Origin of the sequence: Thalassococcus sp. BH17M4-6 (assembly GCF_049323015.1) — a bacterium.
Lineage (GTDB): Bacteria > Pseudomonadota > Alphaproteobacteria > Rhodobacterales > Rhodobacteraceae > Puniceibacterium.
The window spans coordinates 14,342-40,460 of sequence record NZ_JBMPGU010000019.1 but is presented as its reverse complement, the minus strand read 5'-3'; the positions used below and the strand labels follow the sequence as shown (position 1 = coordinate 40,460).

Genomic DNA, 26,119 nt, shown 5'->3' with positions numbered 1-26,119 from the left:
ATTTCCCCCTCATCGCATGAACAGGCCGCCGTTGACGTCCCAGCACGCGCCGGTGACGAAGGCGGCGCGCGGGGCGCACAGCATGGCGACCATCTCGGCCACGAAAGCCGGATCGCCGAGGCGGCCCGCCGGGATGTTGGCCAGCGCCGCGTCGAGTTTGTCGCCCAGGACGGCGTGCACCATCGGCGTGTCCATCGGACCGGGCGCGATGGCGTTGCAGGTGACGCCGAACGGGGCGAGGTCGCGGGCGAAGATCTTGGTCAGGGTCAGGACCGCGCCCTTCGAGGCCGCGTAGTGCGCCCCCGTCGCCGTGCCGCCGTTCTGACCGGCGAGCGAGGCGAGGTTCACGATACGCCCGTAACCACGGTCCTTCATGTGCCGCCCGAAGATCTGGCACCCGGCAAAGGTTCCGCCCGCATTCACGGCCATGATCTCGTTGAAGCGCGCAGGGTCGATCTCCAGCACCGGCTGCGCCTCGGTCCGCGCGGCGTTGTTGACCAGCACCTCGACCGACCCGTAGCGCGCGATGCATTCGTCCAGCACGCCCTGCCAGTTCTGGGGATCAGCAACGTCGAGCGTCGCGGTCATGCTGGTCTCGCCCGCGAGGTCGAGTTCGGAGGCCAGCGCGGCGGCCTCCTTGCCCGGATCGACATCGGTGACGATGACCCGGAACCCCTCGGCGTGCAGCGCCCGGCAGACGGCGGCGCCGAAGCCGCGCGCCCCGCCGGTCACGACCGCCGTCTGAACCTGTTCGGGCAACGGCACGGCCATCAGAACAGGTAGCTGAACGAATTCAGCATCCCGTCTGAGTTCAGCAGCCTGACGACCTTTTGTTGCAGCCTGAAGCCGTCATCGGTTCGGGTCAGCGTGTAAAACGCATTGCCCGCCCAGACGCGCTGACGCCCGAACTTGTCCTCGACGAGATGCTCCGCCGCGCGGACCTTGATCGTATCGCCTTCGGCGCTGTCGATGACGATCCGGCTTATGGTGCGGACCGTGACCGCGGGCGGAGCCGAAGAGATCGAGAAACCGCGCTCGAACCGGTCGATGCGCATCCGGCGCATCTTGTCGTTGTCATGGCACAGATTCAGCTGGTTGGCGTAGTCGTCGCCTTCCTCGATGGGCATGATGTAAAGCCCTTCGGGATTCCACAGATCAAGCCACGCCTGATACTCGGTGCGATCCAGCAGGTCGGCCTCGTGCCAGAGGAACTCCGTCACGTCGGCCAGCAGGGTCTTGGTGTCGATATCGGTCATCTTATTCATCGCTCATCATCCGCTTCCACATGGCGTAGGCCGCCCGCATGCCGGTTTCCGCGCTGACATGACCCCGGGGACCGGCGGTGCCGGGTTCCTCATCGACAAGGCCACGGTTCACGAGGATCTTCAGGTCTTCGCCGCCACGGGTGCCGCGCTGCACGCGCTCCCACACCTCGGCATCGTCCGGAGAGCCAAAGCCCATCGGACCCTGGAAGTGTTCGTGCAGGCGCAGGCGGGCCTGATTGGCGACCTGCGGCCCCCCGTCCATACCAAGCGCGATGTGGCGGATGTTGGTCTGGTCCACCGCCACCGGCGTCAGCACGCGGAAGAACGACAGCGACAGCGAGACGTTGGGAAAGAGGTTCATGTTGAAGCCCGGACCGCCGACGGCCAGAACGATCTTCTTCACCTGCTCCTCGTCAAAGCCTTCCTTGCGGATCTCTTCGGCCAACTCCTCGAACCGCGGCTCGATGGGGTCGCCCAGGCGTTCGTCCAGATCGGCGCGGTCGGGCATCATCATCATGATCGAATGCCCGTTGCCCAGATCCTCGACCCAGCCTTCGTTCTTGTCCATGAAGGCAAAGAGGTCTTCGGTCTTTTCGTCCAGCGTCTGCATGAACGACTTGTGGACCACCGGGAAATGATAGGCGTCGGTGGTATTCTCGAGCTGCACCTTCCAGTTCATCGGCACCGTGAACTGATGCTCGCCCAGAACCTTGACCGGGAAACCGCCGCCCTGCTTGTTGAAGAGGTGGATGTATTTGCAGACCTGCGGGCCGAGGAAGTCCTCGAGCGGCTCGATGTCGTCGTTGAAGGTCGCAAAGACCATGCCGCCATAGGCTTCGGTGCGCAGTTTCAGCAGGCCGTGCTGCGATTTGTCGAAATCGTCGCCGTATTGTTCGGGGTAGGGAACCGCCCGGAGCGAGCCGTCAAGGCCATAACCCCAGCCGTGATAGGGGCATTGAAAGGACGAGGTCTTGCCCTTCTTCACCTCGCAGACCGTCGCGGCCCGGTGGCGGCAGCGGTTGACCATGCAGTGGATCTTGCCCTTGCGGTCGCGCACGACGATGACCGGGTCAAGGCCGACGGTCGAGAGCTTGAACGATCCCTTGTCGGGGAATTCGCTTTCATGGGCGACAAAGACCCAGGTTCGCTTGAAGACCTTTTCCATCTCTTCCTTGAAGAGATCCGGGTCTTCGTACATCGCGGTCGCAACTTCGGCGTCATCGCTGTAGAGCGCGTCGAGATCGCTGAATTTCGGCGTATCGAGGGACATGGTTTCAGCTCCGGTGTTGTTGCGGGATTTCAAGGGCGCGGCCCATCCGGGCCTCGACCGTCATGTATTTCCAAAGCCGGTCGTTCCCGTCGCCGACGACGATGGTGCGCAGCAGGTTGCAGGCCGCCTGAACGGCCTCGCGGTCCGGGAAATCGGCCAGAAAGTACCAGGTGAATGGAAAGCCCTGGGACGCGCCGACCATGGTCTGGTCGTCGTCGAAGGTGCCGACGATCTCGACGCCCTCCATCTGGTCGATGCCCATCATCAGTTCCTGGGTCGCGGTCCAGACCGGACCGATCTGGTCGAAGGGCAGGTCGAAAAAGGTCTGGTGATTGTTGAAGCACAGCAATGTGCGCAGCGGCATTTTGTCAGCCATCGTCCAACTCCTTATGGGTATCCGGGCATGGTGGGTTCGTCGAAGAAGGCGGCCCCCGCGCCGGTCCAGGTGCCTTCGGACAGGAAGGCGTGCTGCGCGACACCGGCCGCATCGAGCATGTGACGCAGCAGCGGATGCCCTTCCTCGATCACGGTCGAGCCGCCAAGGGCGAAGGCCATGCGCGCGGCCTCGGCGCCATCCTTGGCCGCTTTGGACGCCACCAGCCGCAGGCGGACATGCATATCGCGCGAGACGCTCTCGTTATGTTCGAGCTCGGCGTAGCCTTCCTCGAGCGTGTCGTAGAAAAGCGCCTGCGCGCCGAGGTAAAGACCCTTGGCCTTTGCGAATTCGGTTTGCAGGTAGGGGCGGGCGCCCGGCTTGGGCGCGCCGGTCACGGACTTGCGCGACCCGGAGGCATGCAGGTGATCCAGCGCGGCGCCGGCGGCGCCCAGGGCGACCACCGCCAGGACCTGCGAGGCCAGCGCCATCGACGGATAGCGGAAGACCCGGTCGTCCATCGTGGGTTTCGAGCCACGCACGAAGGTCCAGTCCCGTGGAACGACGACCTTGTCGGCCCGGATGTCGTGCGATCCGGTGGCGCGCAGCCCCGTGGTATTCCAGGTATCGACGATCTCGACCTTGCTCTTGGGCATGACCGCGATCAGCGGCAGCGTGGTGCTTTGGTCCTCGACCTTGATGCCCGCGCCCGCCAGATCGGCGCCAACGATGCCCGAGCACCAGGGCCACTGGCCCGTGACCTCGTAGCCGCCATCCACCGTTTTCGCCGCCTGCGGCGGAAACATGCCCCCGGCAAAGACCGTGTCGGGGTTGTTGCCGTAGATTGCGGCATAGGTGTCGGGCGGCAGCGTGCTGAGATAGGTGGCCGAGACGCCAAAGCTCGCGACCCAGCCCGCAGAGGCGTCGGCGGCAGCGATATCCTCGATGAGGCGGCAGAACGCGGCCGGGCTTTTGGCGTCGCCGCCAAAGCGTTCGGGAACAAAGGCGCGGTATACGCCCAGCGTCTTGAACTGATCCACGACATCCTGCGGGATGTGGCGGCGTTTCTGAAACTCCGGTGCGCGGTCCCTGATCTCGGCGAGTATCTGGGCCTTGGTGTCCGGGGCCTCGGCCGGCGCGGCTTGGGCGGTCATGCCGTTTCCTCCTTCTTGAATGCGGTGAGTGTCGAGGTCAGCCATTCGGCCACCTCGCAAAGTTCGGCGTCTTCATTCTTGCGCCCGATGATCTGGATACCGGCGGGCAGGTTCTGCGGTCCGACCGGGATCGGCAGAACGATCGCGGGGTGGCCGCTCAGGTTGAACGGGCGCAGGAACCGTGTGAGCGGCAGGACGGTGGCGGGATCCTGCGCCTCGGCCAGGGTCGGCGGCACGACCGGCAAGGCCGGGGTCATCAGAACGTCGAACCGCTCCAGCGCGGCGTCGACCTGCGCCGTGAAGTCCCGGCGCACGCGTTCTGCGTCCGCGAGCTGATCGGGGGTGATGGTCCGGGCGTTTTCCAGCCGCGTCCGGACATCGGCGCCCAGTTTTTCGGGTGTTTCCATGTAAGGCGCGTAGGCTTTCGCCGCCTCGTGGCCAATCACCGTCATGCCTGCCTCGAAAGCGGCCTGCATCAGTGGCAATTCGATGTAAGAGGCCGCGCCCAGCCCCTCCATGACGGCGTAGATCAGCGGATCGCCGACCGCCTTGTCCAGCGCGCACTTGATACGGGCGACGCGCGGGGCGCGGGTCATAGGAGTGCGCGCAAAGCTGGGGTCCAGCGCCTGCATCCCCAGGGTCAGATTCCCAGCCGTGCGGGCGATCACGCCAACGCAATCGAGCGAGGATTCGGCCGGGTGGCAGCCTTTGCGGCTGATGCGTCCAAAGGTCGGTTTGATCCCGAACACCCCGCAGCAGATCGCGGGCTGGCGAACCGATCCGCCGGTGTCGGTGCCGATGGCGAAATCACAAAGGCCTGCGGCGACGGCAACGGCGGAACCCGAAGACGAGCCGCCGGGGATGCGGTCGGGCCAGCGCGGATTGACCGGCGTGCCGAAGCTTTCGTTAAGGCCCGTCATGCCATAGGCCAGTTCGTGCATGTTGGCCTTGCCGATCACATGGCAGCCGGCCGACAGAAGGTTTTCCACCACGTCCGCATGGCGCGGCGCCGGGGCGGCCTCCCGCAGGGCGGCAGAACCGCAGGCGGTCACCTCACCGGCGACGTCGATGCAATCCTTGACAACAACCGTCGGGCCGTCGCCGCCCAAGTCCAGCGTCTTGATGATTGCGGTGTGATCCGTCTGCGTCACGATCTGGCCCTCTTCAGCTTGATCTGGTCGCGGTGATACGTGAATATTACTGTAATATCCCGTTTACACAATCCTAATCACGCGAATATTCACGTAAAGGTATCATGCGATACGGTGAGAAGCGTCCGCGGAGCCGGGTAGGATGCGGGGCGGCGCACCGCGCCACATGCATCACAAGGAAAGGAAGAACATGACAAAGGCGCTTGTAGCTGCGCTCGAAAAACGGGTGGCGATCCTGGAGGCAGAGGCCGATGTGCGCCGCCTTCAGGCGCGGTATATGTTCCTGTGCGATACGCCGAACCCGGAATACGGATGTGCGTCCGACGCAGAGCGAATCGACCGGATCATGGAGCTGTTCGCGCCCGAGGCCGTCTGGGAAGGTGTGGGCGAATACTATGACGGCCAGTTCGGCAAGGCCGAGGGCTGGGACGCCGTGAAGGCGCATTTCCAGAACTTCTGGGGCGGAAAGACCGACCCCGCGCTGATCCTGAACTGTCACTACCTCACCTCCGAGCAGATCCGGGTCGCCGATGACGCGATGACCGCAGAGGGCAATTGGGTGCATATGCAGCCTTGGCTCTTTTCGGACGGGAAGGCGCTGCTGCGGTCGTCGCGCCTGTTCAACAGGTTCCGCAAATGCGAGGACGGTGTCTGGCGATTCACCCAGAACCGGACCGAAAACGTCTTTGTCGCGCCTCTGCCCGCGACATGGGCGTCTGATTACCCCGCAACGTCCGTGCTGATGAAAGACTGAGCGGGCGCAGGGGGCGGCGTGTGACGCCGCCCCGCCTTACCAAAGCACCATCCGGGGCAGCAGGAATGCCAAGACCAGGATGCCTGCCTGGATCGCGATGAACGGCAGCACGGCACGGTAGATCGTACCGATTTCGACATTCTCCACCGAGTTGCTGAGATAGAAGAGCGCCATGCCCACCGGCGGCGTCAGGAACGACGTCTGCAGGCAGATCGCCATCAGGATCGCGGCCCAGGCCGGTTCGTGCCCCAGCGACAGCAGAACCGGAAAGACCAGGGGGGCGACGATCAGGATGATCTCCATCCAGTCGAGGAAGAAGCCCATCAGGAAGACCACGAAGAGGATGAAGATGAGTGTTCCGTCCGCCGAAAGGGGCAGGGCAAAGAGCGCGCCTTCGATCAGCTCGTCCCCGCCATAGCCGCGCAGCACCACCGAAAAGCACGAGGCGCCGAAGATCAGGCCGAAGAGGAACGCGGTGGTCAGCGCCGTCTCGTCGCAGACCTCCCGAAACGTGGCCCAGCTCAGCCGGCCCGAGGACAGCGCGAGCAGGGTTGCCCCCGCCGCGCCGATGCCGGACGCCTCGGTCGGGGTGGCGATGCCGAAGACGATGGAGCCCAGAACCGCGACGATCAGCAGAAGCGGCCCGATCAGCGTGCTGGTCAGTTCCCTGACCAGGGCGACCAGGGGCTGTTTCTTGGGCCGCGCCAGCGCCGGGGCCGCTTCGGAATTGAAGACGGCATAGACGATCACGTAAATCACGTAGGCCGTGGCCAGCAGGAAACCGGGCAGCACCGCACCGCGAAAGAGATCCCCCACAGGGATCTGCAACTGGTCGCCCATGACGATCAGCATGATCGACGGCGGAATGAGAATGCCCAGGCAGCCGGTCGCGCCGACCACGCCCAGACCGATGGTATCCCGGTATCCCGCCGCGCGCATCGCGGGCATCGCGATGGTGGCGAGCAGGACCACCGACGCGCCGATGATGCCGGTCGAGGCGGCAAGGATCACGCCAATCGCGACGACGGCCACGGCCATCCCGCCGGGCACCGGCCGCAAGAGCCGGTGCATCTGCGTCAAAAGCCGCTCCGCCGCGCCGGATTTGTCGAGCATCAGCCCCATGAAGATGAACATCGACATCGGGATCAGCGAATAGGAGGACAGCGCATCGAAGATCCGGTTGGCGACGAAATTCACCATCCGGAGCGAGGCCATATCGGCATCGACCACGGCGAAGCTGTCAAGCAGTGTGCCAAGGGCGGCAAAGGCCACCGCGACGCCGCCAAGAACGAAGGCAACGGGATATCCCGTGAACATCACCGCGATGAAGCAACTCGCCAGAAGGAAGATAAAAACCGCGTCCATGATCAGGGTGTCCTCGCGCTTGGCGCGGGCCGGATCACGATGCGGATCGACGCGAGCAGGATCGAGAGCGCCTGAAGCCCGAGCAGGGTCAGGCCGGCGGCCATGACGAATTTGATGATGTAACGCGCGGGCAGGCCAGAGGGCATCGGAGAGCCTTCCTTCAGCGCCCAGCTATAGCCGAAGATCGTCCAGGCGCTGCGCCCGACGAACCACAGGAACGGCAGGAGCAGGAAAATCACGCCGAGCATTTCCACCACGGCGCGCGCCCGGGGCGACATGCGGTTGTGAAGGACATCGACGCGGACGTGCCGGTCCTTCTGATAGGCCCAGGCAAGGCACGACATGACGACAATTGCGTTGAGGTGCCACTGCAGCTCTTCAAGCTCGATCGAGCCGATGGCGAAGGCATAGCGCAGCGTCACGTTGAGAAGGATCGTGAGCATCAGCAGCGGCAGGAACAGTGCGCCCAATGTGCCCACGGTTTGAACGACGCGGTTTATGATCGTTTCGATGGCTTGCATGATAAAACGCGGTGCCCGCGCACAGGGAGGGATTGCGCGGGCACCTGCTCACTCAGTCTGCGGAGCCGACGGAGCGAAAGGCTTCGAGCGAATCCCACACCCGTTTGAAATCGGCATCCTCAGCGGCCTGCTCGGCGATGACCTCGTCAAAGTTCGCCTCAAGCGCGGTCAGCACCTCGGGCGAGAAACTGAGGAATTCGACGCCCGCCTCCTCGAAGCTTTTCAGGGCTTCGGCGTTCATCGACACGGTGGACATGATTGACGTCAGGTTGACAGAGCGGCAGGTGGATTCGATCAGCGCCTTGCTTTCGTCGCTCAGACTGTCCCACTTCGCCATATTGACGATCAACTCGTTCATCGCGGCAGGCTGATGCCAGCCTTCGGGGTAGTAGTACTTGCCGACCTTCTCCAGCCCCAGCAACGTGTCGATGGCGGGCATCGACAGTTCGGTGCCGTCGATGATCCCCTTTTCGAGCGAGGGATAGATGTCGCCAGTCGGCAGCAGGACGACCGACGCGCCAGCCCGGGCGATGGCCTCTCCGGCGAGGCCGGCGAAGCGCAGTTTCTTGCCCTGCAAATCCTCGACCGAGTTGATCTCGAAATTGTACCAGCCGCCGGATTCCGAGGTCATCAATCCGCAGGGGATCGTCTTGACACCCTGCGCGGCGTAGATCTCTTCCCAGATTTCGCGACCGCCGCCATCGTAGATCCAGGCCGCGTGTTCGACAGGGTCGGGCCCGAACGGAATGCCGCCGAAAAGCTGCACCGCGGGAAAACGTCCGGCCACGTAAAGCGGCGATGTGATCCCGGCATCCAGGGATCCCTGCTGCACCGCGTCGAAGATCTGCAACGACGGCACGAGCTTTCCGGCGCTGTAGACGGTGACGTCCATGTTGCCACCGGAGGCGGCGTTGAGGCTCTCGCCGAGATAGGCGGCATTGGCGCCGCTTGCGGGCATGTTCAGGGGCCAGGCGCTTTGAATGTCCAGCGTGTCCTTCGCCTGCGCCGCGTCGCCGATGACAGACGTCATCAAGAGCGTGACAGCGGTACAGGTGGCTTTGAGATCATAGGGCATGTTCGGTCCTCGTTTGGGGCTGGCTACAGGGCCAGTTGCATTGGCAGGGGCGGACCGCTGCCATCGGATTGGCACATGCAACGCGATTGACCGGCTCTGCCTCAATGCGCAGCGCGGTATTGTCCGATACTTTTGGAAGTGCGGATCCTCCGAGGCCGAGAACGGCGAAGGGAAACAGGGTATCAGCCAAGACCCCGATCATCATCGACAGGGTTTGCCGGTGACTGCATGGTCCGGGCCAACAAGGCGTGAAGGTGAGGAGCGGCAGCGTGTCGAAAATTGAAACCATCGAGGCCGTGATCCTGGATATCCCGACAATTCGCGGGCATGTGCTGTCGATGGCGACCATGCGTACGCAGTCGGCTGTCGTGGTGCGCCTGCGCTTTTCGGACGGGTCCGAAGGGCTGGGGGAAGGGACGACAATAGGCGGTATCTCCTATTGCCCCGAAAGCCCCGAAAGCATCGTTTCGGTGATCGAAAGCTATATTGCGCCCGCGCTGATCGGGCGGGACGGGGACCGTTTGAACGAAGCGGTCCAACTCATGGCCAAGTCGGTCAAGGGCAATTTCATCGCCAAATCGGCTGTCGAAATCGCGCTTTGGGACGGTTTGGGAAAACGGCTGGGCGTGCCGGTCTCAAAGCTGTTCGGCGGTGCGGTGCGAAGTCGCCTGCCGGCGGCCTGGACATTGGCGTCGGGCAATTCCGACACGGACATCGCCGAAGCCCAGGAGATGATCGCGGCGGGCCGTCACAACATCTTCAAGCTGAAGATCGGCAAGCGCGCCGTGCGGGATGACGTGGCCCATGTCGCGCGGATCAAGGCGGCTCTCGGCGATACGGCAAGCGTGCGGGTCGACGTCAATCAGGCCTGGAGCTTGCAAGAGGCCCGTTGGGGTCTGAAAGGTCTTCAGGAGGTGGGCTGCGAACTTGTCGAGCAGCCCGTGGCGGCCCGCGATGTTCAGGGCATGACCGAACTGACCGCCGGGTACGAGATCGCCGTGATGGCCGACGAGGTGCTGAACGGCCCGGAAGAGGCTTTGCAGGTTGCTGCGACGCGATCGGCGGATGTTCTGTCCGTGAAGGTGGCCCAATCGGGCGGCCTCAAGAGGGCATCGGAGGTTATCTCGATTGGTGAGGCCGCTGGCCTGGGCCTTTACGGGGGCACGATGCTGGAAACCGGTCTTGGCACGGCCGCGGCGTTGCAGCTTTTTTCCACGGTTCAGGACCTGACCTGGGGCACCGAGCTGTTCGGGCCGCTATTGCTGGTGGAAGACATTCTGGCCGAGCCGCTTGTCTACAAGGATTTTCACGTCGAGATTCCGCAGGCCGCCGGCATTGGCGTGTCCCTGGATCCGGACAAGATCGAAAAGTTTCGCCGCAACGGGTCCAAGGTCATCCGTGCGACCGGTGCGGGCTGACGCTAGCGTATCTTGCGCGACACGGACTGGGCTATGCGAATGAAGTTCTGGATATGCAGTCCCTGTTCATCCAGCCGGTAGTTGACCGACAGGGCGGTGTGGCCAAGTGCAGGCTCGATCTGGTGAAAGCGCAATCCGTTGCGCTGTGATGTTCCGACCGATTTCGGCACGATACAAATCCCCTCGCCAATGGCCACCAGGCTGAGCGCCGTCTGCAAGTCCATCGTCCAGATCCGGCGCGCGGTATCTATGCCCTGCTGTGCGCAGAAATCGAGCACGACATCCGCGTAACTCGGCCGCGGAAACTCCGGGTAAAGGATCAGATTGGTGTCGCCCAGTGTCGACAGATCCAGCGTGTTCCCGGCGCCGGGGGACACATGATCCGGTACCGCCGCGATCAGCGGTTCCTCGATCAGCGGCCGTGTCACGAATTCGCTGTCTTTCAGGGCCGGACGGGCAAAGGCGATATCGAGCTCGCGCGAAACGAGGGCCCGGTGCAGTCCCGCGTTGTTCATGGGGATCAGGCTCAGATTGACATCCGGGTAGTTCGCGCGGAACGACTTGATGATATTCGGCAGGATACCGTAGGTCGCAGAGCCGACAAAGCCGATCCGCAACCGCCCTTCGGCCCCCTGGCCGAGGCGCCGCACCTCAAGCTGCGTGTCGGCGAGTTGGGCCAGGATGGACTTGCTGCGCAGCATCAGCCGTTCCCCCGCCTGCGTCAGCGTGATGGCACTGCGACCGCGGTTGAACAGGATCACGCTCAGTTCGGTTTCCAGCTGTTTTATCTGGCGGCTGAGCGGCGGCTGCGCGATGTCCAGCCGTTCCGCCGCCCGGCCGAAATGCAGCTCTTCGGCGACGGCAAGGAAATAGGTCAGTTGTTTGATGCTCAGCATATTCAGCCCCCCAGATACTGATAGGCGAGGTCGCCCAACAACAAAAGCCTCCGGCACGGGGCCGGAGGCTTTCAGCGGGCGGTAAGCGCGGGCTATTCGGCAGCCAGCGCGCCTGCTTCGGCCTGCAGCACGAAATCGAACTCGAAATGCAGGTCGGTTCCCAGGTCTGCGCTGGCCGGTTTGAACGTGCCGATCAGGCTGTCCTTAACGGCAAAGACGCTGTCATTTTCCAGCCATTCGCTCTCTGCGTCGAAGATCTGGCTGATCAGCGGGCGGTAGGCGTCTTTCGAGATGATGAAATGCATATGACCCGGGCGATTGGGGTGATGCCCCATGTAGCGCAGCAATTCCCCCGCGGTTTCATCCTCGGGGATCGGGTAGGGCACGGGGCGGACGGCCACGAAGGCGTAGTGGCCGTTCTCGTCGGTCTCGAACCGGCCACGCAGGTTGTATTCGGGCTGATCGGGGTCGAGATTCTCGTACACGCCGTTGGGCGCATCCTCCCAGACGTCCATGGTCACACCGGCGATGCCCTTGCCGTTCTCGTCGCGGATGTAGCCCTCGTAATAGGCGGTTTCCTCGTTGTCGAAATGCTTTTGAATGGTCGAGGCGCCCTTGGGCAGCACCGGCGGGTTTTCCCTGTAGAAGGGGCCCAGCACCGTGGATTCGCTGGTTTTGCCATCGACCGGGTTGGTCATCATGTCGACCAGCACCTCGACACCCAGAATGTCGCCCAGCAAGATGAATTCCTGCCGGTTTTCGTTGCAGAGCTTGCCTGCGCGTTCCAGATAGCTGCAGGCTTCCAGGAACTCGGAATGCTGCAGCTTCACGTCCTTGACGAAGCCGTGCATGTGCTTGATGAGCGATGTCATGATTTCGCGTTGACGGTCGCTGATGTCGCCGTACTTGCCAAGGCTCTCGATCACGACATCGGTGATATTGCCTTCGTTTACGATGCCCATGGGCCTCTCCTCCTAAGGTAGGGTCGTGGAAGTGTTCTGTGCGACCGTCATCATCATCAAAGCTCGCGCTTTCCCAATGCCCGCCTTGATATGACGTGATACCCCGGGTGCCCAGTCGGGCAGCGGCGCGCGGCAGGATGGGGCCTGTCGGCGCTGTCCGGAACAAGCCGCTGAACAGAGTATTGGGCAATACCATCCAGAGTATCGCGCCGTTGCACGGAAAAATGACATCCTCGCACAAATTCCAGCCACGGGGTTCGCGATGATCCAGATTTTCCGTCAGCTTCAGCAGGCGCTTGATGCGCAGCCACACATCCAACGCCTCGGCCGGCTGTTCTCAGAAACGGTGCTGATCGAGGTGGGTGGCGACGAATATTATCTCACGTTCGAAAAGGGCCACCTTGTGTCCGTCACCGAGGGGCCCAGCCGCAAGACGCCGTGGCGCTTTGCGCTTCGAACCGACGCGGACGCTTTGGAAAAATTCTGGAAAGCCCGGCCGGAACCCGGTTTTCATGACATCTTCGCCCTGGTCAAGATCGGCCGCGGCCGGATCGACGGGGACATCCTGAGCCTCGTCAAGAACCTGCGGTTCATGAAGGAAGTGCTGGCCCTGCCGCGCGCAACGCAAGGGGCAAGCGCATGAGCGTCGAGGCGATCACCGGCCGCTATGTGACCGTCCAGATAAACGGGACATCGCAGCGCATCTATTTCGAGGAAGCCGGGCAGGGGCGCCCCGTCCTGTGTCTGCACACGGCCGGGGCCGATACCCGCCAGTGGCGTCATCTTCTCAACGATGCCGACATCACCGGCAGCAACCGCCTGATTGCCTTCGACATGCCCTGGCATGGCAAATCGCTGCCGCCCGAAGGATTTGAGACTCAGGAATACCTGCTGACGACCGAGGATTACATCGAAACGGTCCTGGCCATGATCACCGCGCTGGGACTGGATCGGCCGATCCTGGCGGGGTGCTCCATGGGTGGGCGCATCGCGTTGCAACTGGCCGCCCTGCACCCTGACCGCTTTGCCGGGTTCATCGCCATCGAGGCCTCTGATTTCCAGCCCGCCTGGTACGATATCGACTGGTTTCACCGCCCCGACGCCCATGGCGGAGAGATGGGGGCGGCGCTGGTGTCTGCCAATATCTCGCCCTACGCCCCGAATGCGGAACGCTGGAACACGCTGTGGATGTTCATGCAAAGCGGGCCGGGGGTGTTTCGCGGCGATCTGAGCTTTTACACCAGGGATGACAGCCTGATCGCGCGTCTGCCGCGGATCGACACGTCGCGGACGCCTGTGCATCTCATCGTGGGCGCCTATGATCTGACCTGCACGCCCGAAGATGCCAGACGCACCGCCGATGCGATCGAGGGCGCGACCCTCGCTGTCATGGACGAACTCGGGCATTTCCCGATGAGCGAACATCCCGAAGGCTTCCGACCCTTCTTCGTGGAAGGACTGGACAGGATGCCGAAGGATGTGGAGGCCTGAGCCATGGCGGATCCCTGCATCATCTGTGTCGCGATCACCGGGTCGCTGCCGCGAAAATCCGACAATCCGGCGGTGCCGATCTCGGTTTCCGAGCAGATCGAAAGCACCCATGAAGCCTTTGAAGCCGGGGCCAGCATCGTCCATGCCCATGTCCGCAACGCGGACGAAACGCCCAGCTCCGATCCCGAGAAATTCGCCCTGCTCCTCGAAGGGGTCCGGCAGCACTGTCCCGGCATGATCGTGCAATTCTCGACCGGGGGACGGTCGGGCGCTGGCCAGACCCGGGGCGCGATGCTGCCGCGCCGCCCCGACATGGCCTCGCTCTCCGTCGGGTCGAACAACTTCCCGACGCGGGTGTACGAGAATCCGCCCGATCTGGTCCACTGGCTCGCGTCGGAAATGCGGACCCATGACGTCAAGCCCGAGATCGAGGCCTTCGATCTGAGCCATATCTTCCAGGCCAAGGCCATGGCGGATCGCGGCGAGCTGGCCGCCACTCCCTACGTCCAGTTCGTCATGGGTGTGAGGAACGCCATGCCGGTCGACCGCGCGGTTTTCGATTTCTACATCCGTACCGTCAGGCGTCTTTTCGGCGAGGACGCGCCTTGGTGCGCAGCGGGGATCGGACGACACCAGCTCACGTTGAACGACTGGGCCGTCTCAAGCGGGGGCCATGCCCGCACGGGGCTCGAGGACAATGTGCGGCTTGACCGCACGACGCTCGCGCCGTCCAACGCGGCGCTGGTCAGGCGGGTGGTCGACATTTGCGAAAAGTATGACCGCCCTGTCGCCACGCCGCATCAGGCGCGTGCGATGCTGGGATTGAAAGCGGCAGCCGCCTGACGAGGGAAGGGGCCTGTCGCCGACGGCCATGTTTTTGTCAGGCGGCTGCCCGTAACTATGATTGCCAGGCGGCGCTGCGGGCCGTCCTGCATCCGGCATCCGAATGGGCTTGACCAAGCGGTCATCGAGGCGCTCAAACTTCGGATCATGCCCAAGAGCCTGGGCTTTAAGGCAGGCCGGAGGAGGCTCGGTGCGGTTCTTTCGCGATGTCACTGGCGGTCTGCTTTGGAAAGTGCAAGGTTTTCGGGAGCCGCAACTCCCGATGCTGCGATTGTGTCTGTCGCGCCGTTGCAATGCGTAGGGCGGCCACACCGTTTCGAGGAGACCCGGATCATGCAGGCTTTGAGCCGTATCACCACAGACGCCATTCCCATCGAAGTGCTGCGCGATGATATCGCGCATATCTGTGGCGCCTTCGAGGTCGAACCGGCGCGGCGGCAGGGCCCGTCCCATGGGCGGGCGCAATCGCGGAGGATGGGCGGGTTTGACGCCGCTCTGGTGTCGCTGGACGCGCAGGAGGCCACCCGCACGCGGACCTGCATCCGGCGCGATCCGGGAGAATATTTCTTCATGCTGGTGCAGGATGTCGGCGAAAGCGTCGTGCACCAGAACGGCGCGGCCACTCGGCTGGGGCCAGGCGACATGTTCATCGTCGATGCCGCGCAGCCGTCACGCTTCGTGTACGAAGGGCGGTTGTCGCACCAGGTGTCGCTGCACCTTCCCCGGGACGAGATGATCGGGCGGTTCGGCAATATCTGCGAGGGCGGCGTGGCGGTGGACCGCAATGATCCGCTTTGGTTGGCCTTGCGGGCGGTGGTCTACAAGATGCTGAATTGTCCGCCATCGGCAGGCCTGCATCTGGGTGAGGCTTTCTATGGCCTGATGGGGGCGTATTTTCACGAGCGTCGCAGTCAGCAACCTGACCCGCGCGGACAGATCATGGAGCGGGCGCTGCAACTGATGGCGCGTCACTGGCGGGACCCGGACCTGGGCCCCGGCAAACTGGCCGAGCAGCTGGGCGTTTCGCTGCGCAGCCTTCAGCGCTATTTCGAACCGTTGGGCGAAACGCCGGGCCAGCGGCTTTTGCATCTGCGGCTTGCTCAGGCACATGCCGAACTGTCCAGCGGCCGCTTGGCGGAAGGGTCGGTCGCCGACTGCGCCTATGGCTGTGGCTTCAACGATCTGTCGCATTTCTACAGGGCGTTCCGCCAGCGCTATGGCACGACGCCCGGCGCGGTTGTCGCCCAATCCCGCGGTGCTGGCGCGATCAGCTAAAAGCGCTGTCGCGTTCTCCCAAGATAAGCGCTCTTCCAGTTCGTAGCCTTTCCGGATCGACGGCGCAGGGACAAGCCGCCGGATGGGGAGAATGGAGGATATCATGAAGGACATCATCGACACGATCGGGCTGATCGCGGACGGCATGCGGATCGAGACGACGACCCGTTTTAGAGTGACCAATCCCGGCACGGGCGGCGTCGCGGGCCACGCGCCCGACGGAGGGCAGGAGGAGCTTGACCGCGCCGTCGCCGCAGCCCGGGGGGCATTCCCGGCCTGGGCGGCCACATCTGACGAAGAGCGCGCAAGGCTCTGCATGGCCGTGGCCGACCAGATCGAGTCGCATGCCGAGGAACTTGCCCGGTTGATCACCGCCGAGCAGGGCAAACCCCTGGGCGGCATCGGATCGCGCTGGGAGGTCGGCGGCGCGGTGGCCTGGGCGCGCTACACCGCCGGACTGTCGCTGCCGATGCAGGTGTTGCAGGACACGCCCGAAGGCCGGGTTGAGATGTATCGTAAGCCGCTTGGCGTTGTCGGCTCGATCACGCCCTGGAACTTTCCCGTCCTGATCGCCGTCTGGCACATCCTGCCCGCGCTGCGCAGTGGCAATACCGTGGTCAGCAAGCCGTCCCCGCTGACGCCGCTTGCCTCGCTGCGCCTGATCGAGTTGATGAACGAGGTTCTGCCCGCGGGTGTGGTGAACTCGGTCAGTGCGGCCGACGGGTCCTTCAACATGGGGGCTGCGATGTCCGCGCATGAGGGGATCGCCAAGATCGTCTTTACCGGATCATGCGGCACCGGCCAGAAGGTGATGCGGTCCAGCGCCGAGACGATGAAACGCCTGACGCTCGAAATGGGCGGCAACGATGCGGGTATCGTGCTGCCGGATGCCGACCCAAAGGCGATTGCGGAGGGGCTTTTCTGGGGCGCCTTCATCAACAACGGCCAGACCTGCGCCGCGATGAAGCGGCTTTATGTGCATGACGACATTCACGACGCGGTCTGCGAAGCCCTGGTCGCCTACGCCCGCACCATCAAGGTCGGTGAGGGTACGCAGGACGACAGCGTGCTTGGCCCTGTCCAGAACCGCGCGCAGTTCGAAAAGCTGTCGCGGCTGGTCGCGCAGGCGAAAGAGACCGGTCAGGTGCTCTTGGGCGGCGAACCGGGCGAGGGGCTGTTCTATCCACCCACGATCATTGCGGGTCTCACGGCCGACGATCCGCTGGTCTACGAAGAGCAGTTCGGCCCCGCATTGCCGATCATCCGCTATCGGGATGTCGATGACGCATTGCGGCAGGCCAACGCGCTGGACGTGGGTCTGGGCGGGTCGATATGGTCATCCGACAAGGAGGCTGCCAAGGCCCTGGCCGGGCGGATGGAGTGCGGCAGTGTCTGGATCAATTCTCATGGTATGATTCAGCCAAACGCCCCCTTCGGCGGCGTGAAGAAATCGGGCTTCGGCGTGGAATTCGGCGAGGAAGGCCTGAAGGAATATACGGATATTCAGGTCATCTTCGCCTGAAATCCGAAAGCAGAAGAAACCGTTGGTATCCGCCTCGGCGGGCACCCTCAAACAGAGAGGAAAAAGTCAAATATGTTACGCAACATGCTACTCGGTGGGGCTGCGGCCCTGGCTCTCACAAGCGGTGCCGCGCTCGCGCATCCGCTTGACGGATTTTCCGGTGAGGAATTCCAGAAGATCAACGAAATCCTGCGTGCCGGTGATCTGGCGACGGATCAGACGCTCTTTCCGCTGATCGAGCTGATCGAGCCGCCCAAGGCCGATGTGCTGGCCTGGCAGGAAGGCGACACGCTCGACCGCCGCGCGATGGTGCACATGACCAATGCCGAGGGGACCGGCTTTCTGGAAACCATCGTCAACCTGACCACGGGCGAGGTTGAAAGCTCGGTCCCCGCCGAAGGCCAGCCGATGGTTCTTTTCAACGAATTCATCGCGGCCATGACGGCGGCGCTGGAGCATCCCGAGATGATCGCGGGCCTTGAGGCGCGCGGCCTGACCCCGGATCAGGTCTTCTGCCTGCCGCTGACGGCGGGCAACTTCTTTACCGCGGAAGACGACGGCGCGCGCCTGATGAAAGTGCCTTGCTACGTCGCGCCGGACGGGTCGAACTTCTATGCCAAGCCGATCGAGAACCTTTATGCGGTGGTCGATCTTCAGTCCGGCAAGGCATTGCGCGTCATCGACGAAGGCAACGTCACGATCCCGGAAGACGGCTGGGGCTATACCGGCGAAGAGATCGAGGCCCGCACCCCGCAACGCCCCGAAATGAACCCGGCCAAGCTGACCCAGGAGGGCGAGCCGAACTACACCTATGCCGACGGCGCGCTTGAATGGGATATGTGGCGCATGCGTCTGCGCGTGGACAAGCGCCCCGGCGCGGTGCTGTCGAACATCGACGTCAAGGACGGCGACGAATGGCGCTCGCTGCTCTATCAGGCACACCTCTCCGAGGTGTTCGTGCCCTACATGGACCCCAGCGCGGGCCTGTACTGGCGGACCTACATGGACAGCGGCGAATACGGCTTCGGTCTTTTCATGACGCCGCTGGTGGCCGGGATCGACTGCCCCGCCTACGCGACCTTCCTGCCCGCGGTGATCTCGGGTGACGACGGTCAGCCGCTGGAAATTTCCGACGCGATCTGCATCTTCGAACGCAACATCGGCGATCCGGCCTGGCGGCACTTCGAGGTCTTTTCGCAGGGCCCAGACACCTACGTGCCCGCCGAGGGCCGCCCGGCGACCGAACTGGTGGTGCGCACCGCTTCCGAGGTGGGCAACTACGATTACCTGATCGATTACCGCTTCATGCAGAACGGCCAGATGGAGATCAAGATCGGCGCCACCGGCCTTGATGGCGTGAAGGGCGTGGACGCCACTTCGATGGATAGCCCAACGGCGGAGGCCGATACCGAGTACGGCACGCTGATCGCGCCGAACCTGGTGGCCACGAACCACGACCACTACTTCAACTTCCGGCTCGATTTCGACATCGACCAGCCCAAGAACCACTTCATGACCATGGACATCGTCCCCGCCGAGGTGGCGGAGGACAGCCCGCGCCGGTCGATGTGGAAGGTCGAGCACACGATGCCTGAAACCGAATCCGAGGCGACCTACCAGGTGTCGTCGTTCAAGCCGCGCTACTTCATGCTGCAGAACCCGGATCGAAAGGGGTCGCTGGGCCACAATCCGGGCTACATGATCCACCACGGCAGCGTCGCCTACGGCCCGTTCGACTTTGCGAACGACCCGCCGATGATCCGCAACGCCTATATCGAGAATTCGGTGTGGAACACGGTCCACGACCCCGAAGAGCGCTATGCCGGCGGCAAGTTCGCGATGATGAGCGACGGCTCCGACACCCTGGCGCAATGGGTCAAGGAGGACGCGCCGCTGCAGAACCAGGACATCGTGACGTGGTTCACCGCGGGCTTCCACCACGTGCCCCGCACAGAGGACTGGCCGGTCATGTCGACGGAATGGAAGACCGTGCACATCATGCCGCACAACTTCTACCCGATGAACCCCGCGATCACGATCCGCGATCCCGAGTAAGGCCAAGGCAACAGGGAGCATGGCGAGCGGTCGAACCCGCTCGCCATTTCCCCGTCGCAGATGACCGCGTCGCCTTTTCATTCAACACAGAAACGGCTGCACCGGCGACCAGAGCCCAGAACGGGGTCCTGATGTTCAGGAAGGACACGTTGAATATTGCCACGATCAGGGTGACGAAGGCGCCAATCTGGTGTCCTGCGTTGCGGTCAAAGGCCGATTGAAAGGCGCTCAGCAGAACGGTGATCATCGCCAGCCCAGCGACCGCGCCGATCAGCGGTCCGGGCAGGGCCATGATCAGCGGCACGGCGATGCCAAGGATGAAGACCATCGCTCCGGCCTTGAGGAAAGCGCCGACCACCTGCTCGAATGGAAAGGGGCCAAGCGCCCCGGCAACCAGCGCGGCCCCCGGGATCGAATAGGCCCCGGTGACAGGCAGCTTGTAGTAAAGCGCCATGACCAGGCTGATGACGTAGTTCGTCAGAAGCCAGGCCGCGGTCTGGCCTTTGGTCAGACCGCCGTTGTTGGCCGCGCCGATGACGATCAACACCGGGCCCGAGCAGCCGGAGATTGCCGCGCGGACAAGCGGCAGGCGGTCGGCGAGATCGGGCCAGGATTCGAGCGCGGCCTGACGCACGGCGGCGCCGATGGTGATCTGATCGCCCTTGGCTTCGATGCTCGACAGCTCCGGTATCCGGGTGATGTCGACCAGCGTGGCAGGGCGCGCCAGGCGCATGTTCAGCATCGGCACCAGCGACTGGCCGCCTGCGATGAACTGCCCGCGTCCTGACAGCAGCGCGGTATCCTCGACGCGTTCGACGGGCCGACCCAAAAGCGGTTCTGTAGCGGTATCTTTCATGTCTCCTCCCGGCCTGGCATAGGCAGGCTCTTGGCAGAGGAGGTTACAGGGTGGTCTGGCGGTGCCGCGATCCCGTGGCGTCTCGGAACTTTTCGAGGCGTTTCAAAATCAACTGTCGTGGAGTGCCGAGACCGCGAGGACGGTGCGCGGCGAAGAGCCTGCGTGGTCATGAAAGAAGTGCGACGATCCGGCGTCGCGGGACAGCCGCTCCTTCGACGGGACGTTGGCCGGATCGGCACGCATGAGTTCGAGCGCGCGGGCGATCCGCCGTTCAGGCGCGCGCAGCGCGTTGGACCAGCAGCGCAAGGAGGGCCGCACCGTGCGCCAATGCACCGAGCGTTCGATGATCGACACCAGCAGCCGTCCGATCAAGCGCTCATGTGTCAACGCCCTCGACCTTCAGAAGCACATGGCATTGCGCAGGCGCATGCTAGAGAAGGGGGCGGTCCATATCCAGGAGTGCGACCCGGCCGAACGACGCTATTGCGATCCTGAGCGCAGATAACATTTGAGATTCGCAGCAGGTCCATGCCATCGGTCAATGCTCGCTCACACGCCCGGCAGAGATCCGATCGACTTCGTCGCAGAGTCGAAGAAGTGCCGCGGCTTTGATTGATGCCCTGCGCGATGAAGAGGGACGCTCGGCGTGGCGCAGAGCATGAATGGTAAACTTCGGCTTGCCGACTGCATCGACGATCCCGTTCTCGATCAGCATTGGCCACGACTGTCCCGACGCGGGTCAGATCACGAGGAACGTCAACATCATCGGGATCGACACGGCGGCGGCCATGGTCTGGAACGTGACGAGTCCGGCCATCAGTTGCCCGTCGCCCTTCATCTGCTGGGTCAGTACATAGGCGGTCGGGGCGGTTGGCACGGCGCAGAAGACGACCATGATGATCGCCTCTGGGCCCTCAAGGCCGAAGAGGTGCGCTATGGCCACGCCGAGCAGGGGCATCAGCAGAAGCCTGGCGGCGCTTGTGCCCATCAGGGCGAGGGCATCGCCACGAAGGGATCCGGGCCGGAGTGCCGCACCGACGCACAGCAGGCCCAGGGGCAGGCTCCCCTGGCCCAGCAGCGCGACCAGCCGGTCCGCACCGAAAGGCAGGCCGATCCGGGTGATGGCGAGCGCCAAACCCGCAAGGCAGGCCAGGATCAATGGGTTGGTCAGGATCGAGCGCATCAGCGCTGAGGGCGCCTTTGCCGCGCCCGCGTCGCTGAGGGCGAGGATGGAGAGCAGGTTCACGAGCGGCACGGCCAGCGCGAGGTAGAATGCCGCCTTCTCCAGACCGTCCGATCCTGAAAGCGTCGCAATGAGAGATAAGGCGAGGTAGGTGTTGAAACGGATCACCCCCTGCACGACCGGCCCGTAGCGGTGTGACGACATTGGCCGAATCCGCCGAAACAGACCGAGCGCGATCGCGGCGATCATGATCGCCGACACCGCCGCGCCGCCCAGCCGAAGCACCTCCGGGTCGCGCACGGGTGCGTCTGCGAGGCTGGAGACAAGCAACGCGGGGAACAGGACGAAGTAGTTCAGTCGCTCTGCCGCGGGCCAGAACTCTGCAGACGGAATACGCCAACGCGCAAGACCGAAGCCCAGCCAGATCAAGGCAAATATCGGCCAGATCGATGTCAGCATGTCCGCGTTGGCCGTATCCTGGCTACCCTGTCTGGACCCTACTTCTCTTCTGATCGGGCGGTGCTGTCCAGCAGGGCTGGCCGCCGTTTCGGGATAGCGGGACCCCCCGACGCTGCGGACGGACATTCGGATCAGGTTCTTTGGTGTGGTGCTGACGTCCGCGCCAGGCGGCAGAAATGGACGCGCCAAACATTTTCAGACTTGTATCACGCTGAATATCAGCCATATACCATCCACATGGATGGAGAAACGCTATGAGCAACGTCAGACAGCTTCGTGACAAGACGCCCGAGAGCGAAAAGATCACCATAAACCTCGGCTATGTCGACCTGGGGCGGATCGATCTGCTGGTACAGGAAGGGTTCTATTCCAACCGCAGCGATTTCATCCGAACCGCGATCCGCAACCAGCTGGACAGTCATGCGGATGTGGTCAGCAAGTCGGTCGAGCGTCACACGATGGAACTGGGCCTGCGCGACTACAGCCGCGCCGATCTGGAAGCGCTGCGGGACGCGGGCGAAGTCCTGCATGTGAAGGTCGTGGGGCTGGCGCGCATCGATCCTGATGTGACGCCGGACCTTGCCCTCCAGACCATCGGCTCGATCACCGTTCTGGGCGCGCTGCAAGCCTCGAACGAGGTGAAAAAGGCGCTGGCCGACCGCATTCGATAACGCAACACACCTTATCCAAGGACCAACATCATGTTCGATTTCAACATCGGCGCGCGGCGCCCGGTGACAGGAGAGGCGCGCGCCAAAAGGCTGGCGGACGCGCGGGAGTTGGTGCAACGCACCCTTGCGCGGCATGGGCTCGACGGCGGCACCTCGCCGTCTCAGCAGTTCGACCCCGACGGTTTGACAAACCTTTTGCAGCGGGTGATGCCGAAAGGCGACGGCCCGACGAGGGCTAGACCGGCCCCGAGGCGGCTTGACCTCCCGGCCGGGGCGGAGTTTCTCTCCGGCACCCATCAAGGGAAGAGCGGGAGCCGCGCTTATCGTACCTATGTACCCGCCTCGGCCGAGTCGGGTGCGACGGCGATCGTCATGATGCTGCACGGCTGCACGCAGACACCCGAAGATTTCGCCACCGGCACCGGAATGAACGCGCTAGCCGAACGGCACGGTTTCATCGTGCTTTATCCCGAGCAATCCCGCGGCGCGAATGCGCAGACCTGCTGGAACTGGTTCAGCCCGAACGACCAGCGCCGCGATCGGGGCGAACCCGAAATCCTTGCCGGTATCGCGCGTGCGGCGATGACGCAATATGATGTCCCGCCCGAACGGACCTTCGTGGCGGGCCTCTCCGCCGGAGCGGCGATGGCGGTCATCCTCGGGACGATCTACCCGGACGTGTTTGCAGCGGCAGGCGCCCATTCCGGCTTGCCCTATGGATCAGCCCGCGACGTCAGCTCTGCCTTTGCCGCCATGGCCGGTCAGAGCCCGGCGCAATCGGTAGAGCCAGTGCACCCGGGGACCCGCATGATCGTGTTTCACGGCTCTGATGACAGAACGGTGCATCCTTCCAACGGCGACGGCATCGCCCGGGATGCCGAACGGCACGCGCCGTCACCCAGCCTGCAGACCACCCGCACGACCAGGGTGAACGGGCGCAGGTGCGCCATCACAACATCGAGCGGCCCCGACGGGCGCGCTCATCTGGAACAGTGGGTGATCGACGGGCTGGGCCACGCTTGGTCGGGCGGGAGGCCCGGAGGCTCCTACACCGATCCGCAGGGCCCGGACGCAAGCGCGGAAATGATCCGCTTCTTCTTCGAATTCAAGGACTGACCGACATGACCATGACACTTACCTTCGATGCCATCAGCGAAAAGACGCCCGGGGCGAAATGGCACAAACGCTGGCTGCGGTCGTGGCCTGCCTACGAGGCCTGGTTCATCGCCCGCAGTGGTGATGCAGGGCCCGACCGGAGCGCCTGCCGCACCGCCTTGGATCGGTACATGCCGGAACTGCTGCCGATCTATGATCAGCTTGTCGCGATCGCCGGCGGCGGAGACCGCGCGGCGCGGTTCCTGTCCACCTGGTGCCCGCCGCGGTATCTTGGCGGCTGTTCACTGGCCGCGATGGCGGACGGGACCGATGTGCGTCTGCTGCGCAATTATGACCTGGCGCCGGATCTGAACGAAGGCCTGCTCTTGCGCAGCGAATGGACCGGCAGGCCGGTCATGGGCATGGTCGAATTTCTCTGGGGTCTTTCCGACGGCATCAACGATGCCGGTCTCAGCGTCGCGCTCGCCTATGGCGGGCGGTCGGACACCGGCGCAGGTTTCGGTGTCACGACCATCCTGCGCTATGTGCTGGAGGTGTGCGATACCGTGGAAGAGGCGCTCCATGTTCTCGATCGGGTGCCATCGCACATGGCCTACAACATCGTGCTGGCCGACGCGTCGGGCGCAACCGCGAGCGTGGAGCTTGCCCCCGGCGGCGGTGCGAAACGCATGCGCCGCGCCATCGCCACGAACCATCAAAGCGGTGCCACCGTGCCGGATCGCGCGCTCTTTACCCGTACCCACGAACGCCACCGGTTCCTCAGCGCGCTGCAAGTTGGTGTTCGGGATCTGCATGGTTCGTTCACGCGTGCGCCGCTTCGGCAGGACCGCTTTGCCGAGGGCTTCGGCACGTTGTTCACCGCCGAATACGATCCGGGCGCGCGGTCCCTGCGTCTGATCTGGCCGGACGAAAGCTGGCTCCAGACCCTTGCGCAGTTCAAAGAGGGTCAGCGCGTCATCGACTACGCGCCGCCGGATCGACAGGCCGCGGGCTTGGGCTGCACGGCTGAAATCGACTGGTCCTTGTCGGCAAGCATAGATTGGGCCCGCGTGGGACAGGACTATGCCCGCGGTGCCGGTCGTCCGATCGCAAGCTACCTGGCCGAAGCGCGGTGCGCGTGATCGCAGGGACGGCGGGCGCTTGCCAGAACCAGTTCTGCCACAGCCTCTGACGCCCCGACCTCCTCGGTCAGGTTCAGGAGAAGCGGCTCGTTCCTTGTGCATAGGCCGACAAGCCAAAGACCAAAAAAATAGCGCTACCGGACTTCACGCAAGACCTGCTCACGTCCGGTTCCGGTAGCGCTATCGTCGATGCGCATTGGCAATTGTCGGCCTACCAGGTCAGCTTTTGCGCTTGCGCCGACGCAGGCCAGCCCCGGCAAAGGCCAGACCGCCCAAAAGCAACAGGCCCGAGGCCGGCAACGGTACGGGCGTCATATTGCCGACCGTGTAATTGATCGAACCGTTCCAGACGCGCGGAGCGAAGTTCAATCCGAACGGATAGGATTTTCCGTAACCCTCGAGAATCGAAAGATCGGAATTCGAGGAATAGACGGACCCGAAGGAAGAGCCATCGGTATACGCCAGGTTCGTGCCGTCCGTCGTCGTCAGGTAGACACCGTAAGTTGTCCCTGCGCTTAGCGTCGTGTCGGTCACATCAAAGGGCGTCGCATTGTTTACGCCATTTGCGGCTACGCTGCCGGTGGAAATCCGTGTCCAGTCGGCGGCCGTATTCTGAGAACTCCCGATACCGCCGGCGCGCAAGTAGAACTCCACGTTGGTCGTACCGTTTGATTGGATATTGAGATCGAAGCTGTTGATCGTGATGTCAGACCCGCCAATGACAATGTCGAACATGTTGCCGTCTTGGACATTGTTCGAGGCGAAGGTTGTGGTCAACGAGGCGGCTGCCGCGGATATTGGCAGCAAGGTCACAGCAACCAAGGCGGCCCAGCGAAAAAGTTTTGTATTCATGGTGCTAACTCTCTGTTACCATAGAAAAACGCCAGCATTTACCAAAAGGCTAGTTGCGGCTCTTCCAATTTGCAAAAAATCGTTTTTCCGACAAGTGGAAATTTCCCGTAAGCCTGCTCGGTAAGCGGGATCCTCATTCACGACGCCATACGGGTTTGTGGTCTTGACCCCTGAAACTGGTCCGAACGGAGTGCGAAATTTTGGGTACATTTCTGGCAACAGAGGCGTGTACCGATGCCGAAGAAACGATTGAGAGGCGAACAGATCGCCTTTGCGTTGAGGCAACCTGAAGCGTCTGGTTGCCGATCTGACGCTGGACAAGACCATGCTTCAGGACGCTCTGCGAAAAAAGTGTTGAAGCCTGTCCGCCGCCGCGAGGTTGTCCGGCACTATCAAGACGTGGTTGAGGTGTCGGAGCGTCGGGCTTGCAGGGCCATGGGCTTCGGACGGGCGTCTGACAGATATCAATCC

The 26,119-nt window shown here is 63.3% G+C and carries 27 protein-coding genes and 1 pseudogene; 12 read left to right on the top strand and 16 right to left on the bottom strand.

What is annotated here, in order from left to right; genetic code table 11:
* Positions 1 to 9: 9 nt before the first annotated feature.
* The 6 genes from ACOXXX_RS19690 to ACOXXX_RS19665 are packed head-to-tail and all read right to left on the bottom strand — an operon-like array spanning position 10 to position 5,213.
* Entirely contained in the window at positions 10 to 771 is a 762-nt protein-coding gene (locus tag ACOXXX_RS19690) for an SDR family NAD(P)-dependent oxidoreductase (RefSeq protein ID WP_422828332.1), read from the bottom strand.
* On the bottom strand, positions 771 to 1,265 hold the full coding sequence (locus ACOXXX_RS19685; RefSeq protein WP_422828331.1) for an aromatic-ring-hydroxylating dioxygenase subunit beta: 495 nt from the start codon (positions 1,263 to 1,265) through the stop codon (positions 771 to 773). Before ACOXXX_RS19685 ends, ACOXXX_RS19690 begins: the two co-directional genes overlap by 1 nt.
* Positions 1,258 to 2,535 carry an aromatic ring-hydroxylating oxygenase subunit alpha gene (locus ACOXXX_RS19680; RefSeq protein ID WP_422828330.1) on the bottom strand — a complete coding sequence of 426 codons (1,278 nt, stop codon included), beginning with the start codon at positions 2,533 to 2,535 and terminating at the stop codon, positions 1,258 to 1,260. The genes ACOXXX_RS19685 and ACOXXX_RS19680 overlap by 8 nt, the downstream gene beginning before the upstream one ends.
* A 4-nt stretch (positions 2,536 to 2,539) precedes the next feature.
* Positions 2,540 to 2,911, bottom strand: coding sequence for a hypothetical protein (locus tag ACOXXX_RS19675; protein ID WP_422828329.1), 372 nt, complete (start codon positions 2,909 to 2,911; stop codon positions 2,540 to 2,542).
* Positions 2,912 to 2,922: 11 nt separating this feature from the next.
* Positions 2,923 to 4,062 (bottom strand): acyl-CoA dehydrogenase family protein, encoded by a 1,140-nt coding sequence (locus ACOXXX_RS19670; protein ID WP_422828328.1) that lies wholly within the window; start codon positions 4,060 to 4,062, stop codon positions 2,923 to 2,925.
* Entirely contained in the window at positions 4,059 to 5,213 is a 1,155-nt protein-coding gene (locus tag ACOXXX_RS19665; protein WP_422828327.1) for an amidase, read from the bottom strand. Before ACOXXX_RS19665 ends, ACOXXX_RS19670 begins: the two co-directional genes overlap by 4 nt.
* Before the next feature lie 190 nt (positions 5,214 to 5,403).
* On the opposite strand from ACOXXX_RS19665, the gene ACOXXX_RS19660 reads away from it, so the two are divergent.
* Complete coding sequence (locus tag ACOXXX_RS19660; RefSeq protein ID WP_422828326.1) at positions 5,404 to 5,967, top strand: nuclear transport factor 2 family protein; 564 nt, start codon at positions 5,404 to 5,406, stop codon at positions 5,965 to 5,967.
* Positions 5,968 to 6,003: 36 nt separating this feature from the next.
* On the opposite strand, the gene ACOXXX_RS19655 is transcribed toward ACOXXX_RS19660, so the two are convergent.
* The 3 genes from ACOXXX_RS19655 to ACOXXX_RS19645 are packed head-to-tail and all read right to left on the bottom strand — an operon-like array spanning position 6,004 to position 8,928.
* Positions 6,004 to 7,332, bottom strand: a complete 1,329-nt coding sequence (locus ACOXXX_RS19655) for a TRAP transporter large permease (RefSeq protein ID WP_422828325.1) — start codon at positions 7,330 to 7,332, stop codon at positions 6,004 to 6,006.
* 2 nt (positions 7,333 to 7,334) lie between these two features.
* Positions 7,335 to 7,853 (bottom strand): TRAP transporter small permease subunit, encoded by a 519-nt coding sequence (locus ACOXXX_RS19650; protein WP_422828324.1) that lies wholly within the window; start codon positions 7,851 to 7,853, stop codon positions 7,335 to 7,337.
* A 52-nt stretch (positions 7,854 to 7,905) separates the two neighbouring features.
* Positions 7,906 to 8,928 carry a TRAP transporter substrate-binding protein gene (locus ACOXXX_RS19645; protein WP_422828323.1) on the bottom strand — a complete coding sequence of 341 codons (1,023 nt, stop codon included), beginning with the start codon at positions 8,926 to 8,928 and terminating at the stop codon, positions 7,906 to 7,908.
* A gap of 269 nt (positions 8,929 to 9,197) precedes the next feature.
* Between ACOXXX_RS19645 and ACOXXX_RS19640 the strand changes: the two genes are divergently transcribed.
* Complete coding sequence (locus ACOXXX_RS19640; RefSeq protein ID WP_422828322.1) at positions 9,198 to 10,346, top strand: muconate cycloisomerase family protein; 1,149 nt, start codon at positions 9,198 to 9,200, stop codon at positions 10,344 to 10,346.
* 2 nt (positions 10,347 to 10,348) lie between these two features.
* On the opposite strand, the gene ACOXXX_RS19635 is transcribed toward ACOXXX_RS19640, so the two are convergent.
* Positions 10,349 to 11,242 carry a LysR substrate-binding domain-containing protein gene (locus ACOXXX_RS19635; protein ID WP_422828321.1) on the bottom strand — a complete coding sequence of 298 codons (894 nt, stop codon included), beginning with the start codon at positions 11,240 to 11,242 and terminating at the stop codon, positions 10,349 to 10,351.
* Between the two features lie 92 nt (positions 11,243 to 11,334).
* Positions 11,335 to 12,204, bottom strand: a complete 870-nt coding sequence (locus ACOXXX_RS19630) for a dioxygenase (protein WP_422828320.1) — start codon at positions 12,202 to 12,204, stop codon at positions 11,335 to 11,337.
* Between the two features lie 262 nt (positions 12,205 to 12,466).
* Here ACOXXX_RS19630 and ACOXXX_RS19625 point away from each other — a divergent pair, with 262 nt between their 5' ends.
* The 6 genes from ACOXXX_RS19625 (at position 12,467) to ACOXXX_RS19600 (ending at position 19,390) form a co-directional block, all read left to right on the top strand.
* Positions 12,467 to 12,847: a hypothetical protein gene (locus ACOXXX_RS19625; protein WP_422828319.1), complete on the top strand. Its 381-nt coding sequence runs from the start codon at positions 12,467 to 12,469 to the stop codon at positions 12,845 to 12,847.
* Positions 12,844 to 13,695 (top strand): alpha/beta fold hydrolase, encoded by an 852-nt coding sequence (locus ACOXXX_RS19620; protein ID WP_422828318.1) that lies wholly within the window; start codon positions 12,844 to 12,846, stop codon positions 13,693 to 13,695. Before ACOXXX_RS19625 ends, ACOXXX_RS19620 begins: the two co-directional genes overlap by 4 nt.
* 3 nt (positions 13,696 to 13,698) lie before the next feature.
* On the top strand, positions 13,699 to 14,538 hold the full coding sequence (locus ACOXXX_RS19615) for a 3-keto-5-aminohexanoate cleavage protein (protein WP_422828317.1): 840 nt from the start codon (positions 13,699 to 13,701) through the stop codon (positions 14,536 to 14,538).
* A gap of 333 nt (positions 14,539 to 14,871) precedes the next feature.
* Positions 14,872 to 15,813, top strand: a complete 942-nt coding sequence (locus ACOXXX_RS19610) for a helix-turn-helix domain-containing protein (RefSeq protein ID WP_422828316.1) — start codon at positions 14,872 to 14,874, stop codon at positions 15,811 to 15,813.
* Between the two features lie 103 nt (positions 15,814 to 15,916).
* The gene (locus ACOXXX_RS19605) at positions 15,917 to 17,335 is read left to right on the top strand and encodes an aldehyde dehydrogenase family protein (RefSeq protein ID WP_422828315.1); all 1,419 of its coding nucleotides are present in this window, start codon (positions 15,917 to 15,919) and stop codon (positions 17,333 to 17,335) included.
* Positions 17,336 to 17,407: 72 nt separating this feature from the next.
* Positions 17,408 to 19,390: a tyramine oxidase gene (locus tag ACOXXX_RS19600; protein ID WP_422828314.1), complete on the top strand. Its 1,983-nt coding sequence runs from the start codon at positions 17,408 to 17,410 to the stop codon at positions 19,388 to 19,390.
* Here ACOXXX_RS19600 and ACOXXX_RS19595 read toward each other — a convergent pair.
* The 4 genes from ACOXXX_RS19595 to ACOXXX_RS19580 all read right to left on the bottom strand — a co-directional run bounded on the left by ACOXXX_RS19595 (position 19,368) and on the right by ACOXXX_RS19580 (position 21,888).
* On the bottom strand, positions 19,368 to 20,246 hold the full coding sequence (locus ACOXXX_RS19595; protein WP_422828313.1) for a benzoate/H(+) symporter BenE family transporter: 879 nt from the start codon (positions 20,244 to 20,246) through the stop codon (positions 19,368 to 19,370). The two genes, ACOXXX_RS19600 and ACOXXX_RS19595, sit on opposite strands and share 23 nt — an antisense overlap.
* Positions 20,247 to 20,354: 108 nt before the next feature.
* A complete protein-coding gene (locus ACOXXX_RS19590) occupies positions 20,355 to 20,633 on the bottom strand; it encodes a hypothetical protein (protein ID WP_422828312.1) in 279 nt (92 codons plus the stop codon).
* Between the two features lie 151 nt (positions 20,634 to 20,784).
* A complete protein-coding gene (locus tag ACOXXX_RS19585; protein ID WP_422828311.1) occupies positions 20,785 to 20,961 on the bottom strand; it encodes a hypothetical protein in 177 nt (58 codons plus the stop codon).
* A gap of 24 nt (positions 20,962 to 20,985) precedes the next feature.
* Complete coding sequence (locus ACOXXX_RS19580; RefSeq protein WP_422828310.1) at positions 20,986 to 21,888, bottom strand: AEC family transporter; 903 nt, start codon at positions 21,886 to 21,888, stop codon at positions 20,986 to 20,988.
* Between the two features lie 254 nt (positions 21,889 to 22,142).
* Here ACOXXX_RS19580 and ACOXXX_RS19575 point away from each other — a divergent pair, with 254 nt between their 5' ends.
* The 3 genes from ACOXXX_RS19575 to ACOXXX_RS19565 are packed head-to-tail and all read left to right on the top strand — an operon-like array spanning position 22,143 to position 24,796.
* A complete protein-coding gene (locus tag ACOXXX_RS19575) occupies positions 22,143 to 22,559 on the top strand; it encodes a CopG family transcriptional regulator (protein WP_422828309.1) in 417 nt (138 codons plus the stop codon).
* Positions 22,560 to 22,589: 30 nt separating this feature from the next.
* Positions 22,590 to 23,675: an alpha/beta hydrolase family esterase gene (locus tag ACOXXX_RS19570; RefSeq protein ID WP_422828308.1), complete on the top strand. Its 1,086-nt coding sequence runs from the start codon at positions 22,590 to 22,592 to the stop codon at positions 23,673 to 23,675.
* 5 nt (positions 23,676 to 23,680) lie between these two features.
* A complete protein-coding gene (locus ACOXXX_RS19565; RefSeq protein WP_422828307.1) occupies positions 23,681 to 24,796 on the top strand; it encodes a C45 family autoproteolytic acyltransferase/hydolase in 1,116 nt (371 codons plus the stop codon).
* A 219-nt stretch (positions 24,797 to 25,015) separates the two neighbouring features.
* Here ACOXXX_RS19565 and ACOXXX_RS19560 read toward each other — a convergent pair whose 3' ends face one another.
* Complete coding sequence (locus ACOXXX_RS19560; protein WP_422828306.1) at positions 25,016 to 25,648, bottom strand: hypothetical protein; 633 nt, start codon at positions 25,646 to 25,648, stop codon at positions 25,016 to 25,018.
* Positions 25,649 to 25,934: 286 nt separating this feature from the next.
* On the opposite strand from ACOXXX_RS19560, the pseudogene ACOXXX_RS19555 reads away from it, so the two are divergent.
* Positions 25,935 to 26,119 (top strand): annotated as a pseudogene (locus ACOXXX_RS19555) (IS3 family transposase); the annotation flags it as partial.